Annotated in this window: 11 protein-coding genes; 10 read left to right on the top strand and 1 reads right to left on the bottom strand. The window is 67.3% G+C overall.

What is annotated here, in order from left to right; all coding sequences use genetic code 11:
* Positions 1 to 57: 57 nt before the first annotated feature.
* A complete protein-coding gene (locus ACI2LP_RS03265; protein WP_404722818.1) occupies positions 58 to 3,894 on the bottom strand; it encodes a GH92 family glycosyl hydrolase in 3,837 nt (1,278 codons plus the stop codon).
* Positions 3,895 to 4,408: 514 nt separating this feature from the next.
* Here ACI2LP_RS03265 and ngcE point away from each other — a divergent pair.
* The 10 genes from ngcE (at position 4,409) to dxs (ending at position 15,973) form a co-directional block, all read left to right on the top strand.
* Positions 4,409 to 5,845 (top strand): N-acetylglucosamine/diacetylchitobiose ABC transporter substrate-binding protein, encoded by a 1,437-nt coding sequence (ngcE, locus tag ACI2LP_RS03260; RefSeq protein WP_404722817.1) that lies wholly within the window; start codon positions 4,409 to 4,411, stop codon positions 5,843 to 5,845.
* Between the two features lie 44 nt (positions 5,846 to 5,889).
* On the top strand, positions 5,890 to 6,819 hold the full coding sequence (locus ACI2LP_RS03255; protein WP_404722816.1) for a carbohydrate ABC transporter permease: 930 nt from the start codon (positions 5,890 to 5,892) through the stop codon (positions 6,817 to 6,819).
* Between the two features lie 14 nt (positions 6,820 to 6,833).
* Positions 6,834 to 7,763, top strand: a complete 930-nt coding sequence (locus tag ACI2LP_RS03250; RefSeq protein ID WP_404722815.1) for a carbohydrate ABC transporter permease — start codon at positions 6,834 to 6,836, stop codon at positions 7,761 to 7,763.
* A 103-nt stretch (positions 7,764 to 7,866) separates the two neighbouring features.
* The gene (locus tag ACI2LP_RS03245; protein WP_404722814.1) at positions 7,867 to 8,334 is read left to right on the top strand and encodes a MarR family winged helix-turn-helix transcriptional regulator; all 468 of its coding nucleotides are present in this window, start codon (positions 7,867 to 7,869) and stop codon (positions 8,332 to 8,334) included.
* Between the two features lie 2 nt (positions 8,335 to 8,336).
* Positions 8,337 to 8,780, top strand: coding sequence for a MarR family winged helix-turn-helix transcriptional regulator (locus ACI2LP_RS03240; RefSeq protein ID WP_404722813.1), 444 nt, complete (start codon positions 8,337 to 8,339; stop codon positions 8,778 to 8,780).
* A gap of 393 nt (positions 8,781 to 9,173) precedes the next feature.
* Entirely contained in the window at positions 9,174 to 10,373 is a 1,200-nt protein-coding gene (locus ACI2LP_RS03235; RefSeq protein ID WP_404722812.1) for an ROK family protein, read from the top strand.
* A 121-nt stretch (positions 10,374 to 10,494) separates the two neighbouring features.
* Entirely contained in the window at positions 10,495 to 11,607 is a 1,113-nt protein-coding gene (locus ACI2LP_RS03230; RefSeq protein ID WP_404722811.1) for a substrate-binding domain-containing protein, read from the top strand.
* A 207-nt stretch (positions 11,608 to 11,814) separates the two neighbouring features.
* A complete protein-coding gene (locus ACI2LP_RS03225) occupies positions 11,815 to 12,603 on the top strand; it encodes an ATP-binding cassette domain-containing protein (protein ID WP_404722810.1) in 789 nt (262 codons plus the stop codon).
* Entirely contained in the window at positions 12,600 to 13,889 is a 1,290-nt protein-coding gene (locus tag ACI2LP_RS03220; RefSeq protein ID WP_404722809.1) for a sugar ABC transporter permease, read from the top strand. Before ACI2LP_RS03225 ends, ACI2LP_RS03220 begins: the two co-directional genes overlap by 4 nt.
* 170 nt (positions 13,890 to 14,059) lie before the next feature.
* On the top strand, positions 14,060 to 15,973 hold the full coding sequence (gene dxs, locus ACI2LP_RS03215) for a 1-deoxy-D-xylulose-5-phosphate synthase (RefSeq protein ID WP_404722808.1): 1,914 nt from the start codon (positions 14,060 to 14,062) through the stop codon (positions 15,971 to 15,973).
* The last annotated feature ends 156 nt before the right edge of the window (positions 15,974 to 16,129 follow it).

Genomic DNA, 16,129 nt, shown 5'->3' with positions numbered 1-16,129 from the left:
CCGCACCCGGCAAAACCGGGTGCGGGGCTCCGTCAGTCTGTGACGAAAACGTCGGTGTCAGGAGATCAGCTCCACCTCCGCGAGCGTCGCCGAACTCGTGGCCACCAGCCGGTACTTGGTGTACGAGGCGGGCGCGGCCACCGTGAAGACGCGCGTCTGCCGGTCCCAGGCGAAGCTCTGTCCGGACCGCTTGTCCAGGTCCTTCCAGACGGTCCCGTCCTGCGAGCCCTGCAGTACCCAGCCGGCCGGGGCCTTGGCCCGCGCCGACGAGGTGAGCGTGTACTGCACAGCCCGCGTCTTCGACGCCACCGGCAGCTCAACCGTCTCGAACGTGGCCTCCGTCGCGGAGGCGTTGTCGAAGAGCGGACCGCCGGTCGTGATGGCATCGTGGCGTGGCGACGGAGCCTTGTCGTCCTGGGTGATGGAGACCGGGGCGGCGTTCTTGCCCGTGCCCCACGGGGACGGCTTCGAGCCCATCGCGAACTCCAGCGTGCCGCCCCGTGCGATCAGCCGATGCGGCAGAGCAGTGGAGTTCCAGGCCCTGCCGTTCACCTTCAGAGACTGGACGTAGATGTTCTTCGCGCTGTTCCTGGGAGCCTTGACCACCAGGTCGCGGCCGTTGTCCAGATGGACGGTCGCCTTGGTGAAGAGCGGCGATCCGATCGTGTACTCGCCGCTGCCCATCACCAGCGGGTAGAAGCCGAGCGCGGAGAAGAGGTACCAGGCCGACTGCTCGCCGTTGTCCTCGTCGCCGTGGTAGCCCTGCCCGATCTCGCTGCCGGTGTAGAGGCGGGAGAGCACCTCGCGCACCTTCTCCTGGGTCTTCCAGGGCTGCGACGCCGCGTTGTACATGTATGTGACGTGGTGGGCGACCTGGTTGGAGTGGCCGTACATGCCCATCCGGACATCGCGGGCCTCCGTCATCTCATGGATGACGCTGCCGTACGAGCCGACGAAGTCGGGCGAGGCCGTCTCGGGGGTGGAGAAGTAGGCGTCGAGCTTCTCGCCGAGTGCGGAGCGGCCGCCGTAGAGATTGGCGAGGCCGCGGCTGTCCTGGGGTGCCGTGAAGGCGTAACCCCAGCCATTGGTCTCGGTGTAGTCATAGCCCCACACCCGCGGGTCGTACGTGTCGGACGGGACCCGCCAGTCGCCCTTCAGGTCGCGGCCCTGGAAGAAACCGGCCTTGGAGTCGAACAGCTTGACGTAGTTCCGGGCCCGGTTGAGGAAGTACTCGGACTCCTCCTGGTAGCGGACCTTCTTGGTCTTCTTGTAGAGGGCCTGGCCCATCTTCGCCAGTCCGTAGTCGTTGAGGTAGCCCTCCAGCGACCAGGACAGCCCCTCATGGGTCTCGGTGGAGGCGTAGCCGAGGAACGGCGAGGTCTCCATGCCCTTGCGGCCGACGCCCGAGGTGGGCGGCACCACCGTCGCGTTCTTCAGGGCTGCCTCGTACGCGGCCTCGGCGTCGAAGTCCACTCCCTTGACGTACGCGTCGGCGAAGGCCACGTCCGAGCTCGTGCCGGTCATCAGGTCGGCATAGCCGGGCGAGGACCAGCGCGAGATCCAGCCGCCGTCCTTGTACTGCTGGACGAAGCCGTCCACCAGCTCGCCCGCCTTCTGGGGGGTGAGGAAGGAGTACGCCGGCCAGGTCGTCCGGTAGGTGTCCCAGAAGCCGTTGTTGACGTACACCTTGCCGTCGACGATCTTTGCGCCGGTACGGGTCGGAGTGTCGGGCCCGGTCATCGGCGAGAACGGGCTCGCGTACTGGTGCTTGGGGTCCGCCTTGGTGCCGGTGTTCTCGAATCCGGAGTTGGGATAGAGGTACAGGCGGTACAGGCTGGAGTAGAGCGTGGTCAGCTGGTCGCGGTTCGCGCCCTCGACCTCCACCCGGCCGAGCAGCTCGTCCCAGGCGTCCCGCGCCCGGTCCTTCACCCGCTCGAAGCCGGTGCCCGCCGGGATCTCGTCGGCGAGGTTCTTCTTCGCCTGGTCGACGCTGATGAGCGAGGTGGCCAGCCGGAGACCGACCGTGCGGTCCTTGCCCGCGTCGAAGCGGAGGTGGCCGCTGACCCCTTCGGCGGCCGACCCGGTGACGGGCGCGTCGAAGACGCCGTACACGAAGAGCCGCGTCGCACCCGTGGACAGTCCGCTCTTGACGTCCGAGAAGCCGGTGAAGGAGCTGGTGGCCGGATCGAGGGTGAGTCCGCCTTCCTTGGTGACGTTGTCGAAGACGACGCTCGCGTCGTCACCGGGATAGGTGAACCGCATCATCGCCGCATGGTCGGCCGGGGTGATCTCGGCCTTGAGGCCGTTCTCGAAGGTGACCCCGTAGTAGTGCGGACGCGCGGTCTCCTTCTCGTGCCGGAAGGGCAGGGCGCGCTTGGTCCGGTCGGTCTCCGGGGTGCCTGCCGCCGCGGACGGCATCAGCTGGAAGGTCTGCCGGTCGCCCATCCACGGGCTCGGCTCATGGCTGGCGCTGAAGGCCTGCAGGGTGGGCAGATTGTCCGCGTTGTTGCCCCGCGCATACTCGTACAGCCAGCTCTTGGACCCGGCACTGGTCACCGGGGTCCAGAAGTTGAAGCCGTGCGGCACGGCGGTCGCCGGGAAGGTGTTGCCGCGCGAGAAGGAGCCGCTGGAGTTGGTGCCGCGGACGGTCGAGGCGTAGTCCGAAAGATGGGCCAGCCGCTTCTCGGGAGCCTTGGGCGCGATCGAGATGTCGTCGAGCCAGCCCTGGAACTTGCCCGGACCCTTGGGGGAGTCGTACGCCACCAGGATCCGGTCGACCGTCTTGCCGGCCGCGACCGTACCGATCCTGGCCGCGACCTGGTTCCACTGGTTGACATAGAGCCGTTTGGCGGCGCCCTGGCCCTGAGGGGTCAGCAGCCCGCCGTGCGAGTCGAGAGCCCGCAGATCACTCAGATAGGTGCCATCGGTGAAGGCCAGATCCACCGACACATTCGTGGCCGGGTAGTTGAGATCCGTCTCCGGCAGGGACGGGAAGATCCGGTACGACAGCTCGGTGTCGCGGCGCACTGCCGTATTGACGTCGAAGACCTTGTTGTACGAGTAGGCCCGGCCGTCCGGCTTGTGGGTGCCCGCGTACCTCAGAGCGCGCTTTCCGGTGAATCCCGCGTTGGACTTGGCGGTGGGGGAGCCATTGGGTCCGCGGTCGACCAGGCTGCGCATGTCGTCGGGCGTGGGCGTGCTGGTGTCGCCGTTGGAGAACTGCACATCGGCGAGCTGGGTGATGTCCGCGCCGTTGTTCTTGGTGATCTCCAGCCGGTAGTGCGCGTACGCCGTGGCGCCGGCCCCGTCGGCGATGTCGTACGTCTTGGTCTGGAAGCGCTTTTCGAAGGTCTCGCCCTCCCGGGTGTCGAGCACCTTCCAGTCCTTGCCGTCGGTCGAGCCCTTGAGGGTCCAGTCCTTCGGGTCGCGCGAGTCGTAGTCGTTCGCCGAGGTCAGGGCATAGGTGACCACCTTGACCGGAGTGTCCGTGTCGAACTCGATCCAGGCCGTTGGCTGGAACCCCAGCCATTTGGTGCCCGGTTGCAGATCGACCAGGTTCTCCTTGGTCTCGCCCGCGCCGGTGTTCTCGTCGCTGGCGCGGAGGTCTATCACCTTATCGGTGACATTGCCCGGTATGCCGCTTGCGAAGCCGCCGTCGACGCCGGACGAGCGCTTCGTGCCGTCGGCGCCGACCTCAACGGTATTGCGCCAGTCCGGCTGGGCTTCGTCCGCCTCGAACGACGAGGTGAATTCCGGGTCCGCCGAGGGGGATTGGGCGGACTGTGCGGGCAGGGCGACGGCCGCCGACTGGGCCGTCATCACGAGCAGTGAAGCGGCCGCCACCAAGGCCGCCGCGTGGATTTGTCTCTGCCGAGGTCGGGGTCTGGGCTGCATCCCGGGCCTTTCCTCCAGTTGGAAGCCGCTGGAAAACCGCATTGGACAACGTTGTCAGGCGCATGCGCAGGCTCCAGTAGGGAGGTAAGTGCCAGACGGTGTCAAGGGTGTTGACGGGGTGGGGCGGCCGGATTCAGTCGTTCAGGGAAACGACTGTGATCGGATGGGCGCGCGCGAGGCTCAGATATCCGCGAGGTCTCAACTCGGGAAAGACTGCCGTCCAACCTTGCTTTCGATCTTGCTCCGTCGGCGGGAAGTGGACTATACCTGTCGGCACCCGCATAGCTCTTCCACAAGGCAGCGGGCCAGGGGGGACGACAACGACGGGCAGGCGTGTGCATCGACTGCCCGCCGCAGAAGTTCCGTTCCCGCTGCCAACCGTGCACGACCCAAGCTTCACTGAGTTTCCCCCCGGGAAAACACAGCAACTGACCGCGGTGGCGGGGCCCTTCGCTGAGGCGAGGACGGGCGACCGGTACACCGCCTGAGTCCTGTAGAAGGCGAGGACTTGAGCATGGGATCCACCTCCGCCCCCGACAACGAGGGCCTCGGCCGTCGTGATCTGATCAAGCGGTCTGCCGCACTCGGTTTGATCACCGTTCCGACGATGAGCTTCCTGTCCGCGTGTGCCTCCGGCGGCGGGGGCGACGACGACGGCGCTGCCAAGGGGAAGGTCAGCAAGGACAACCCGTTCGGTGTGGCCAAGGGCAGCAAGGTCGACGTCGTCGTCTTCAAGGGCGGCTACGGAGACGACTACGCCAAGGCGTGGGAAGCCGCTTTCGACAAGAAGTGGGGGACCAAGTCCTCCCACCTGGGAACCCAGGAGATCACCGGGAAGCTGCAGCCGCGCTTCAACGGCGGCAACCCGCCGGACGTCGTCGACGACTCCGGCGCCCAGCAGATCAAGCTGGACGTGCTCTTCAAGAGCGGCCAACTCTCCGATCTGGCGCCGGTCCTGGACTCGCCCTCCATCGACGACCCGAGCAAGAAGGTCCGGGACACCCTGATCGCGGGCACCGCCGAACAGGGCCTCCAGGGCGGCAAGATCGTCTCGCTCAACTACGTCTACACCGTCTGGGGGTTGTGGTACTCGGGCAAGCTCTTCAAGGAGAAGGGCTGGACGGCGCCCAAGACCTGGGACGAGTTCCTCGCCGTCTGCAAGTCGGCCAAGGACGCGGGCATCGGCGGTCTCGCCCACCAGGGCAAGTTCCCGTACTACATCAACGTCGCCATCATGGACCTGATCGCCAAGCTCGGTGGTCTGGACGCGATGAAGGCGATCGACAATCTCGACCCCAAGGCGTTCGTCGGCAGCAATGTCGCCAAGCAGGCCGTCGAAGCGGTCTACGAAGTGGTCGAGAAGGGCTATCTCATGCCCGGTACCAACGGCCTGACGCACACCGAGTCGCAGACCCGCTGGAACCAGTACAAGGCCGCGTTCATCACCTCGGGCTCGTGGCTGGAGAACGAGCAGCTCAAGCAGACTCCGGACGACTTCGACATGAAGTTCCTGCCGATGCCGGTGCTGCCCGGCAGCAAGCTGCCCTTCGAGGCGATCCGGGCCGGAGCCGGCGAGCCCTTCATCGTCCCGGAAAAGGCGAAGAACAAGGCCGCGGGCCACCAGTTCCTGCGCTCCATGCTCTCCAAGGAATGGTCGACGATCTTCGCCCAGAAGGCGAACTCGCTGACCATCCTCAAGGACGGTGTGGACCCGAACGTCCAGCTTCGCCCGGGCACCAAGTCAGCCGTGGACGCGGTGAAGGCGGCGGCCGACAACACCTTCAACTACCTGTACCCCAACTGGTACAGCCAGATGGACACCGACATCCAGAACGCATCCAACGAACTCATGGCCAAGCGAATCCAGCCGGCGGAATGGCTGAAGCGGGCCCAGGCGGCGGTCGACAAGGCGGCGAAGGACCCGAACGCCAAGAACAACCGCCGCGACTGAGCAGTCTCACCCCGCTCACCCCGGAACACCAGGGACAGGACGCCATGCGAAAAGGGCAGTACCGGTTCGTCACAGGGTTTCTTCTGGCACCCTTGGCGCTGTATCTGATCTTCGTGATCTGGCCGTATGTGCAGACGATCGGGTACTCGTTCACCGACTGGAAGGGCCAGTCGCAGACCTTCGGATTCGTCGGTATCGACAACTACACCGCTCTGTTCGATGACGACGTCTTCCTGAGCGCGATCTGGCACAACATCGTGTTCCTGGTGTTCATTCCGGTGATCACCATCCTGCTCGCCCTCTTCTTCGCCTTTATGGTGAATGCCGGCGGGCGGGGTGGTGCCGGAGGCGTCAAGGGCGTCCGGGGGTCCGGTGTCTACAAAATCGTCTACTTCTTTCCCCAGGTCCTGTCCCTGGCGATTCTCGCGGTGCTCTTCGGCGCCGTGTACCGGAGTGACGAAGGCGGCCTGCTCAACGGTCTTCTGGTCAAGGCCGGACTGGTGGACGCAGCGAGCCCGATCGAGTGGCTCAACGAGCCGGACCTCGTGCTCTGGTGCCTGATGGCCGTGGTCGTCTGGCACGGCGTGGGCTTCTATCTCGTCCTCTTCTCGGCGGCCATGCAGTCCATCCCCAGGGACATATACGAAGCGGCTCTGCTGGACGGCGCAGGCCGGGCCCAGACCTTCTTCCGGGTCACCCTCCCGCTGCTGTGGGACTCGGTGCAGACGTCCTGGGTCTACCTCGGCATCACGGTCATGGACCTGTTCGTGCTGGTGTCGACGATGACCTCCGGGCAGTACGGAGGCGGTCCCGACCACCACAGCGAGGTCATGGCCACCGTACTGATGCGCAACTTCCTCTACTTCGGCAACAGCGGCTACGCCTGCGCCATGGGTGTCGTCATGCTTGTGCTGACCTTGATCCTGTCCGTCGTCACGCTGCGCGCCACCCGCCGCGAGCGCATCGAGTTCTGAGCAGGGGACGAGCGATGACCACACCCACCAAAGAGCCCGCGTCGACGGGCCAGGTGCCCCGGCAGCGCGCCGGAGGGCGGTCCGTCCCGCACGGCGCCCCCTCCAGCGAGGGCATCACCCTCAAAGTGTTCTCCCACGGCTTCCTGGCCCTGTGGGCCGTGCTGATCGTGCTGCCGCTGCTCTGGCTCGTGCTGAGCTCGTTCAAGACGGACGCGCAGATCGGCGGATCAGCCCTCAGCTGGCCGAGTGAATGGTCCCTGGACGTCTTCGGGCGGGCCTGGGACAAGGGCATCGGCGACTACTTCACCAACACTGTGATCGTGCTGGTCTTCTCGGTGCCCTTGACGATGCTCCTCGGCTCCATGGCCGCGTACGTCCTCGCGCGGTACGAGTTCCCGGGCAACCGGCTCATCTACTACTTCTTCGTCGGCGGGGCCATGTTCCCCGTGTTCCTCGCACTCGTACCGCTGTACTTCATGGTGCAGCGGTTCGGGATGCTGAACACGTATCAGGGCTTGATCCTCGTCTACGTCGCCTACTCGATGCCGTTCACCGTGTTCTTCATGCACTCCTTCTTCCGCACGCTTCCGACGGCTGTGCACGAGGCGGCGGTGATCGACGGAGCCTCGCACACCCGGGTGTTCTTCCAGGTGATGCTGCCGATGGCGAAGCCGGGACTGCTCAGCGTGGGGATTTTCAACACGCTCGGTCAGTGGAATCAGTACATCCTCCCCATGGTGCTGATGCAGCCCAAGGACAACGCTGATCCGGAGCGCTATCTGCTCACGCAGGGCCTGGTCCAGCTTCAGCAGCAGCAGGGATATGCGACGGATCTGCCCGTGCTGTTCGCCGGTGTCACGATCGCCATGGTCCCGATGCTGGTGGTCTATCTCTCCTTCCAGCGGCAGGTTCAGGCCGGTCTGACGTCGGCGACGCTCAAGTAGGACTCCGGAACCCCGGAACCCGCGAACCCCGGCCCGTGACGGGCCGGGGTTCCACGCGGATTTATAGTAGCCATGTACATAGTATCTATGTACTGTATCTGTCATGAGTGCAGCATCCGAGGGCCGCACGCCCGGCTTCCTGGTCTGGCGACTGTCGATGAAATGGCGGGTCGCCGTGGACCGGGCCGTCGCGCCGCTGGGTCTGACCCACGCGCAGTACTCACTGGTCGCATCCCTGCTCGGCATGCAGCGCTCCGGGCTCCGGCCCAGTCAGCGTCAGCTGGCCGACCACACCGGCCTCGAACCGCTCTATGTCTCGAAGCTGGCGCGCACCCTGGAGACCGCCGGTCTCCTGGAGCGCGTCCCGGACCCCGCCGACACGCGCGCCGTCCAGCTGTCGCTCACCCCCGAGGGGCGTGAGGTCACGCATCGCGCGATCACCGTCGTCCAGCGGTTGCTCGATCAGCTCTTGGAGCCCCTGGGGGGACTGCACGGTTCACGTGCCGAAGCCTTCTCGCGCGAACTGGCGCTCCTGCTCGACGCACCGCTCGACCTTCCGACCGAGGAGTAACGATGTCCACAGCCCCGACCCTCAACGGCCAGGTCATAGGCCAGGCCCACTATGCGACGCGAGCCCTGCTGGAGACCGTGCTGGCTCCCACCGGCACCACGTTCAATCAGTCGGTGGCGCTGAACGCCGTCGCGGGCGGCGGTGAGGCCGTCGAGCAGAGCGCCCTCGTCGCCCGGATGACCGGCACATTGAAGATCGACGAGTCGGCGGTCCTGGCGACCATCGGCGAGCTCGCCGAGTCGAGGCTGCTGGAGACCCTGCCCGGTGACACGTCCCGCCTCCGCCTCACGGAAGCGGGCCGGGCGCTGAACGGGCGGATCCGGGCGGCCGTCGCCGAGATCACCGAGCGGCTCTACGGCGGCATGCCGGCCGAGGACCTGCAGACCGCGGGCCGACTGCTGACCCTGGTCACGGCCCGGGCCAACGCCGCGCTCGCCGACGCTTAGGCCCTGTCCGGGGCGGCGGCCGTCCGGAGGCCCGCCGCCCCGCGCCGGGCTGGTGCCGCTACAGGCCTCCCGGTGCGGCCTGCCGTCGCGCCGCCCGTCCAGGCACCCGCCGTGCAACGCCACCGTGCGCCTGTCCCGCCCCTCCCGTGCGCCCGCTGCGCGCCCCCGCCGTGCGCCTCCCGCCCGCCCGCGCCATCCTGAATTCACCCCTCGGATGGCCCCACGCCCCCATCCCGCTCATCCGTGGTTGTCACCGCTCAAGGTCTTGACGCGATAAGCCCCGGGCATTGAGCTTAGAGTTCACAAGTTGGAGAAACGTCGGGGTCTCGTCGCAGTGACCCCGGCCGGGGGCGGTCGTCGCGCCGCCCACCGGGGGCAGGAGTGGATGAGTCGATGGAGACTCCGGGATCGCAGACATCTCTGCACCGGGCCAACCTCGAGCGGGTCGTGCGCGCCGTGCGCATGGCCGGCTCGCTCACGCAGGCGGAGATCGCGAGGAGTACCGGCCTCTCCGCGGCCACGGTCTCCAACATTGTTCGCGAATTGAAGGACGGCGGAACCGTCGAGGTGACGCCCACCTCGGCGGGCGGCCGCCGGGCCCGCAGCGTCTCCCTCAGCGGTGACGCCGGCATCGTCATCGGCGTCGACTTCGGTCACACCCACCTGCGCGTCGCCGTCGGCAACCTCGCCCATCAGGTGCTGGCCGAGGAGTCCGAGCCGCTCGATGTGGACGCCTCCTCCGCGCAGGGCTTCGGCCGGGCGGAACAGCTGGTCAACCGGCTGATCGCGGAGACCGGCATCAGCCCGGACAAGGTGATCGGCGTCGGCCTCGGCGTGCCGGGCCCCATCGACGTGGAATCGGGCACGCTCGGCTCCACATCGATCCTGCCGGGCTGGACCGGCATCAACCCCAGCGAGGAGCTCTCCGGGCGGCTCGGCGTGCCCGTGTACGTCGACAACGACGCCAATCTCGGCGCCCTGGGCGAGCTGGTCTGGGGCAGCGGCCGAGGGGTGCGGGACCTCGCGTACATCAAGGTCGCCAGCGGTGTCGGCGCCGGTCTGGTGATAGACGGCCAGATCTACCGCGGTCCCGGCGGCACCGCCGGCGAGATCGGCCACATCACGCTGGACGAGTCGGGCCCGGTCTGCCGCTGCGGCAACCGCGGCTGCCTGGAGACCTTCACCGCGGCCCGCTATGTACTGCCGCTGCTGCAGTCCAGTCACGGCGCCGATCTGACCATGGAGCGCGTGGTCCAGCTGGCCCGTGAGGGCGATCCCGGCTGCCGCCGGGTGATCGCCGACGTCGGACGGCACATCGGCAGCGGCGTGGCCAATCTGTGCAATCTGCTCAACCCGAGTCGCGTCGTGCTGGGCGGAAATCTCGCCGAAGCGGGAGAATTGGTTCTTGGACCGATCCGAGAGTCGGTATCCCGGTACGCGATTCCCAGCGCGGCACGCCAGTTGTCCGTCCTTCCCGGGGCGCTCGGAGGGCGTGCCGAGGTACTTGGCTCACTGGCCCTCGTGCTCAGCGAAATGGGCGATTCGACCCTTCTGGACAGCTCGCTCCCAGCCGGGGCACCTGTCTTCACTTAGATAACGAATGGCACCGTTGTCATCTCGTTAAGGATTTACTCCTTGACGCTGGCGGCGGGGCCGAGTTGACTTCCAGCCACCTCGGCCGCAGCGACGCGGCCTCGTCAGGGAGGTTTCGAAGATGAACACGCGTATGCGTCGTGCCGCCGTAGCTGTAGCCGCCACCACGATGGCTGTGTCCCTCGCCGCCTGTGGCAGCGCCAAGGAGTCGGGCGAGACGACGAAGTCGAGCGGCGCGGCCAAGGGCGACAACATCAAGATCGGTCTGCTCCTGCCCGAGAACCAGACCGCGCGCTACGAGCAGTTCGACAAGCCGCTCATCGAGAAGAAGATCAGCGAGCTGACCAACGGCAAGGCCCAGGTCGTCTACGCCAACGCCAAGCAGGACGCCACCCTGCAGACGCAGCAGATCGACACGATGATCACCAACAAGGTGGACGCCCTCATCGTCGACTCGGTCGACTCCAAGGCCATCGCCGGCGGTATCAAGAAGGCCAAGGAGGCCGGCATCCCCGTCGTCGCCTACGACCGCCTGGCCGAGGGCCCGATCAACGCCTACACCTCGTTCGACAACGAAGAGGTCGGCCACGTCCAGGGCAAGGCCCTGCTGGCGGCCCTGGGTGCCAAGGCCAAGGACGGCCAGATCGTGATGATGAACGGCGCGATCACCGACCCGAACGCCGCCCTGTTCAAGAAGGGCGCGCTGGCCGAGCTCAACGGCAAGGTGAACGTCGGCAAGTCGTACGACACCAAGGAGTGGAAGCCGGAGAACGCCAACGCCAACATGGAGGCCGCGATCTCGGCCCTCGGCAAGGACAAGATCATCGGCGTCTACTCCGCCAACGACGGCATGGCGGGCGGCATCATCACGGCCCTCAAGGCCGCCGGCTTCTCCCCGCTCCCGCCGGTCACCGGCCAGGACGCCGAGCTTGCCGGTGTGCAGCGCATCGTCGCGGGTGAGCAGTACATGAGCGTCTACAAGCCGTACGCTCCGGAGGCCGCCGCGGCCGCGCAGATGGCCGTTCTGCTCGCCAAGGGCGAGAAGCTCGACTCCGTGGCCCAGTCGGACGTCGACAGCCCGACCACCAAGAAGATCCCCTCGGTGCTGGTCCCGGTCGTCTCGCTGACCAAGGCCAACATCAAGGACACGGTCGTCAAGGACGGCGTCTACACCGTCGCCCAGATCTGCACCCCGAAGTACAAGGCCGCCTGCGACGCGATCGGCCTGAAGTAGGTTCCCCCGGCCCGGAGGGTCTCATCGCCCTCGGGGTCGCACGGGTCTTACCACCCCTGGAAGCCTGTCCGGCGTTCCGCCCCTTCCAGCCCCCGCTATCGAGGCGGGACGCCGGACAGAAACGCTTCTCCACAACTGTTCGCTTCTGCTCAGCCTCCGCGCCCGGTCCCCCGGCGCGGAATCCCCGCCGGTCAGGCGGCGAAGGAGATGGTTCACGTGTCCGCTACGCCCGTGCTGGCGTTGCGCGGGGTCTCCAAGCGATTCGGTGCCGTTCAGGCGCTCACCGACGTAGAGCTTGAGGTCCACTCCGGTGAAGTGGTCGCCCTGGTGGGCGACAACGGCGCCGGAAAGTCCACGCTGGTCAAGACGATCGCCGGCGTGCATCCCATCGATGAGGGCGTCATCGAGTGGGACGGAGACGCCGTTTCGATCAACAGGCCGCACGACGCCCAGAACCTGGGCATCGCGACCGTCTACCAGGACCTCGCGCTGTGCGACAACATCGACGTCGTCGGAAACCTCTACCTCGGCCGGGAGATCCGCAAGCGCGGCATCCTCAACGAGGTGGAGATGGAGCGCCGCGCCCGGGAGCTCCTCAACACGCTGTCGATCCGCATCCCCAGCGTCCGTATCCCGATCGCCTCGCTCTCCGGCGGTCAGCGCCAGACAGTGGCCATCGCGCGCTCCATGCTCGGTGAGCCCAAGCTCGTCATCCTCGACGAGCCCACCGCCGCCCTCGGTGTCGAGCAGACCGCCCAGGTCCTCGACCTCGTCGAGCGGCTGCGCGAGCGTGGCCACGCCGTGATCCTGATCAGCCACAACATGGCGGACGTCAAGGCCGTCGCGGACAAGGTCGCCGTGCTGCGCCTCGGCCGCAACAACGGTGTCTTCGACGTCAAGTCCACCTCGCAGGAAGAGATCATCTCCGCCATCACCGGCGCCACGGACAACGCCGTGACCCGCCGTGCGGCGCGCAGCACGGAGGTTTCGAAGTGAACACCGAAAAGACCTCCACCCCCACCGACGCGCCCGTCGTGAACCCGGAGGCCGCGCACGACGCGGTCACGGCGGTCGACCCCCGGCTGCTCGTACGTGAGCAGGGCCTGAAGGGCTACGTCTCGGAGTTCCGGCGCAAGCTGCACGCCGGTGATCTCGGCTCGATCCCCGTGGTCATCGGCCTGATCATCATCTGCATCATCTTCCAGAGCCTGAACTCCAACTTCCTCTCGGCGCAGAACCTCAGCAACATCGCCGTGACGATGGTCGCCACCGGCATGATGGCCGTCGGCATCATCTTCGTGCTGCTGCTCGGCGAGATCGACCTGTCGGTCGGCTCGGTCAGCGGTGTCTCCGGCGCGATCGTCGCGGTGCTGACCGTCACCCACGGGATGAACGAGTGGCTCGCGGTGATCGTCGCGATCGCGAGCGGCGCGGCCATCGGCGCTGTCCACGGCTTCTTCTTCGCCAGGATCGGTGCGCCCGCGTTCGCCGTCACCCTGGCCGGTCTGCTGTTCTGGCTGGGCTTCATGCTCCAGCTGCTCGGCGAGAACGGCACCATCAATCTGGACAGCGACGGCGTGGTCGGCAAGCTGACCACGTACTACTTCTCGGACGTGGCGGCCGCCTACGGCCTTGCCGCGGTCGCGGTCGCGGGCTTCTTCCTGTCGTCCTACCTCGACAACCGCCGCCGCGCGGAGGCCGGCATCCCGTCCCGGCCGCTGAGCGACACCGTCTTCCGTACGGTGGTGCTCGGTGTGATCGCGTTCGCCGGGGCGGTCATGTTCAACCAGTACAAGGGCCTGCCGCTGGCGCTGGTCCTGTTCCTGGCGGTGCTGGTTCTCACGGACTTCGTGCTCCGCCGCACCACGTACGGCCGCAAGATCTTCGCGCTCGGTGGCAGCGTCGAGGCCTCCCGGCGTGCGGGTATCAACGTCACGGCGGTGCGTATCTCGGTCTTCGCGATCGCGGGCACCTTCGCCGCCATCGGCGGCCTGTTCTGGGCCTCGAAGATCGCGGCGGCCAACCAGAGCGCCGGCGCCGGCGACCTGCTGATGAACGTCATCGCGGCGGCCGTCATCGGCGGCACCAGCCTCTTCGGCGGACGCGGCCGGACCTGGAACGCGCTGCTCGGTGTCATGGTGATCGTCTCGATCCAGTACGGGCTCGCGCTGGAGGGCATCGCCACGCCGATCCAGTACATGATCACCGGTGGCGTGCTGCTGGCGACCGTGGTGATCGACTCCATCACCCGCAAGACCCAGAAGACCGCGGGCCGCGCCTGACCGTGGCTCCGCAGGAGTGCCCGGCACCGTTCGCGGTGCCGGGCACCTCTGTGTTTCACCCGATGGCGTGATCGTGATGTAGATCGCACCGCCCGCCGACCGGCGTAGCAGGCGGAACATTAGACTCGGCGAACCGGCAAGCTGGACCGCACAACTGCAAGGAGGCACGGGTGGCGTTGCTGACCCGCATCACGGGACCGCGCGATCTGGACCGGCTCGGCCCGGAGCAGCTGGATCGGCTGGCAGCCGAGATCCGGACCTTCCTCGTCGACGCGGTCTCCAAGACCGGCGGTCACCTCGGTCCCAACCTCGGTGTGGTCGAGCTGACCATCGCCCTGCACCGTGTCTTCGACTCGCCGAAGGACAAGGTTCTCTTCGACACCGGCCACCAGAGCTACGTCCACAAGCTGCTCACCGGCCGCCAGGACTTCTCCCGGCTCAAGATGAAGGGCGGCCTCTCCGGCTACCCCGCACGTGCCGAGTCCGAGCACGACATCATCGAGAACTCCCATGCATCGACGGTCCTCGGCTGGGCCGACGGCCTCGCCAAGGCCAACGAGGTACTGAAGAAGGACGACCACGTCGTCGCCGTCATCGGCGACGGTGCGCTCACCGGAGGCATGGCCTGGGAGGCGCTGAACAACATCGCGGCCGCCAAGGACCGCCCGCTGGTGATCGTCGTCAACGACAACGAGCGCTCGTACGCCCCGACGATCGGCGGCCTCGCCAACCACCTCGCCACGCTGCGTACGACCGACGGCTACGAGCGTTTCCTGGCCCGCGGCAAGGACATCCTGGAGCGCACCCCCGTCGTCGGGAAGCCGCTCTACGAGACCCTGCACGGCGCCAAGAAGGGCCTGAAGGACTTCATCGCCCCGCAGGGCATGTTCGAGGACCTCGGCCTGAAGTACGTGGGCCCCATCGACGGCCACGACATCGAGGCCCTGGAGTCCGCCCTGGCCCGAGCCAAGCGCTTCGGCGGCCCCGTCATCGTCCACTGCCTCACCGAGAAGGGCCGCGGCTACCAGCCCGCCCTCCAGGACGAGGCGGACCGCTTCCACGCCGTCGGCAAGATCCACCCCGACACCGGCCTGCCGATCGCCAGCTCAGGCCTCGACTGGACCTCGGTCTTCGGCGAGGAGATGGTCGAGCTCGGCAAGGAGCGCAAGGACATCGTCGCGATCACCGCCGCGATGCTGCAGCCGGTCGGTCTCGACAAGTTCGCCAAGGCCTTCCCGGACCGCGTCTACGACGTCGGCATCGCCGAGCAGCACGGCGCGGTCTCCGCCGCCGGCCTCGCCACCGGCGGACTGCACCCCGTCTTCGCCGTGTACGCCACCTTCCTCAACCGCGCCTTCGACCAAGTGCTGATGGATGTGGCCCTGCACCAGTGCGGCGTCACCTTCGTACTGGACCGCGCGGGCGTCACCGGCACCGACGGCGCCTCGCACAACGGCATGTGGGACATGTCGATCCTGCAGGTCGTCCCCGGGCTGCGGATCGCCGCCCCGCGCGACGCCGACCAGGTCCGCTCCCAGCTGCGCGAAGCCGTCGAGGTGGACGACGCGCCCACCGTGGTGCGCTTCTCCAAGGGTGCGGTCGGCCCGGCCGTGAAGGCCCTGGGCAGGGTCGGCGGCATGGACGTCCTGCGCAACGCGGACACCGACCGGCCCGACGTCCTGCTCGTCTCCGTCGGCGCGCTCGCTCCGATGTGCCTGGAGATCGCCGACCTGCTCGACGCCCAGGGCATCTCCACCACCGTCGTGGACCCGCGCTGGGTCAAGCCGGTCGACGAGGCGCTCGCGCCGCTCGCCGAGCAGCACCGCGTCGTGGTCACCGTCGAGGACAACAGCCGTGTCGGCGGCGTCGGTTCCGCGGTCTCCCAGGCCCTGCGCGACGCCGGCGTCGACGTACCGCTGCGCGACTTCGGCATCCCGCCGCGCTTCCTCGACCACGCCTCCCGCAAGGAGGTCATGGCGGAGATCGGCCTGACCGCCCCGGACATCGCCCGGCAGGTCACCGGCCTGGTCTCCAAGCTGGACGGGCGGTACGAGAACGAAGCCGTGGAGCCCGCGCGCGACTGAGCGGAAGCCACCGGGCCCGGTTTCCTGTTGCCGATGGGCCGGTCGGTCACCCTGTATGGGTGGTCCGACCGGCCCATTCGCGTGAAATCCACCCGTACGGAGCTCAGTCGGGCCGCCAATGTCCGAATCATGGCGTTCACGACGAGTGCGTGGAGG

Origin of the sequence: Streptomyces sp. NPDC019890 (assembly GCF_044903445.1) — a bacterium.
GTDB lineage: Bacteria > Actinomycetota > Actinomycetes > Streptomycetales > Streptomycetaceae > Streptomyces.
The sequence above is the reverse complement of the archived record's forward strand: the minus strand, read 5'-3'. Positions and strand labels throughout refer to the sequence as shown.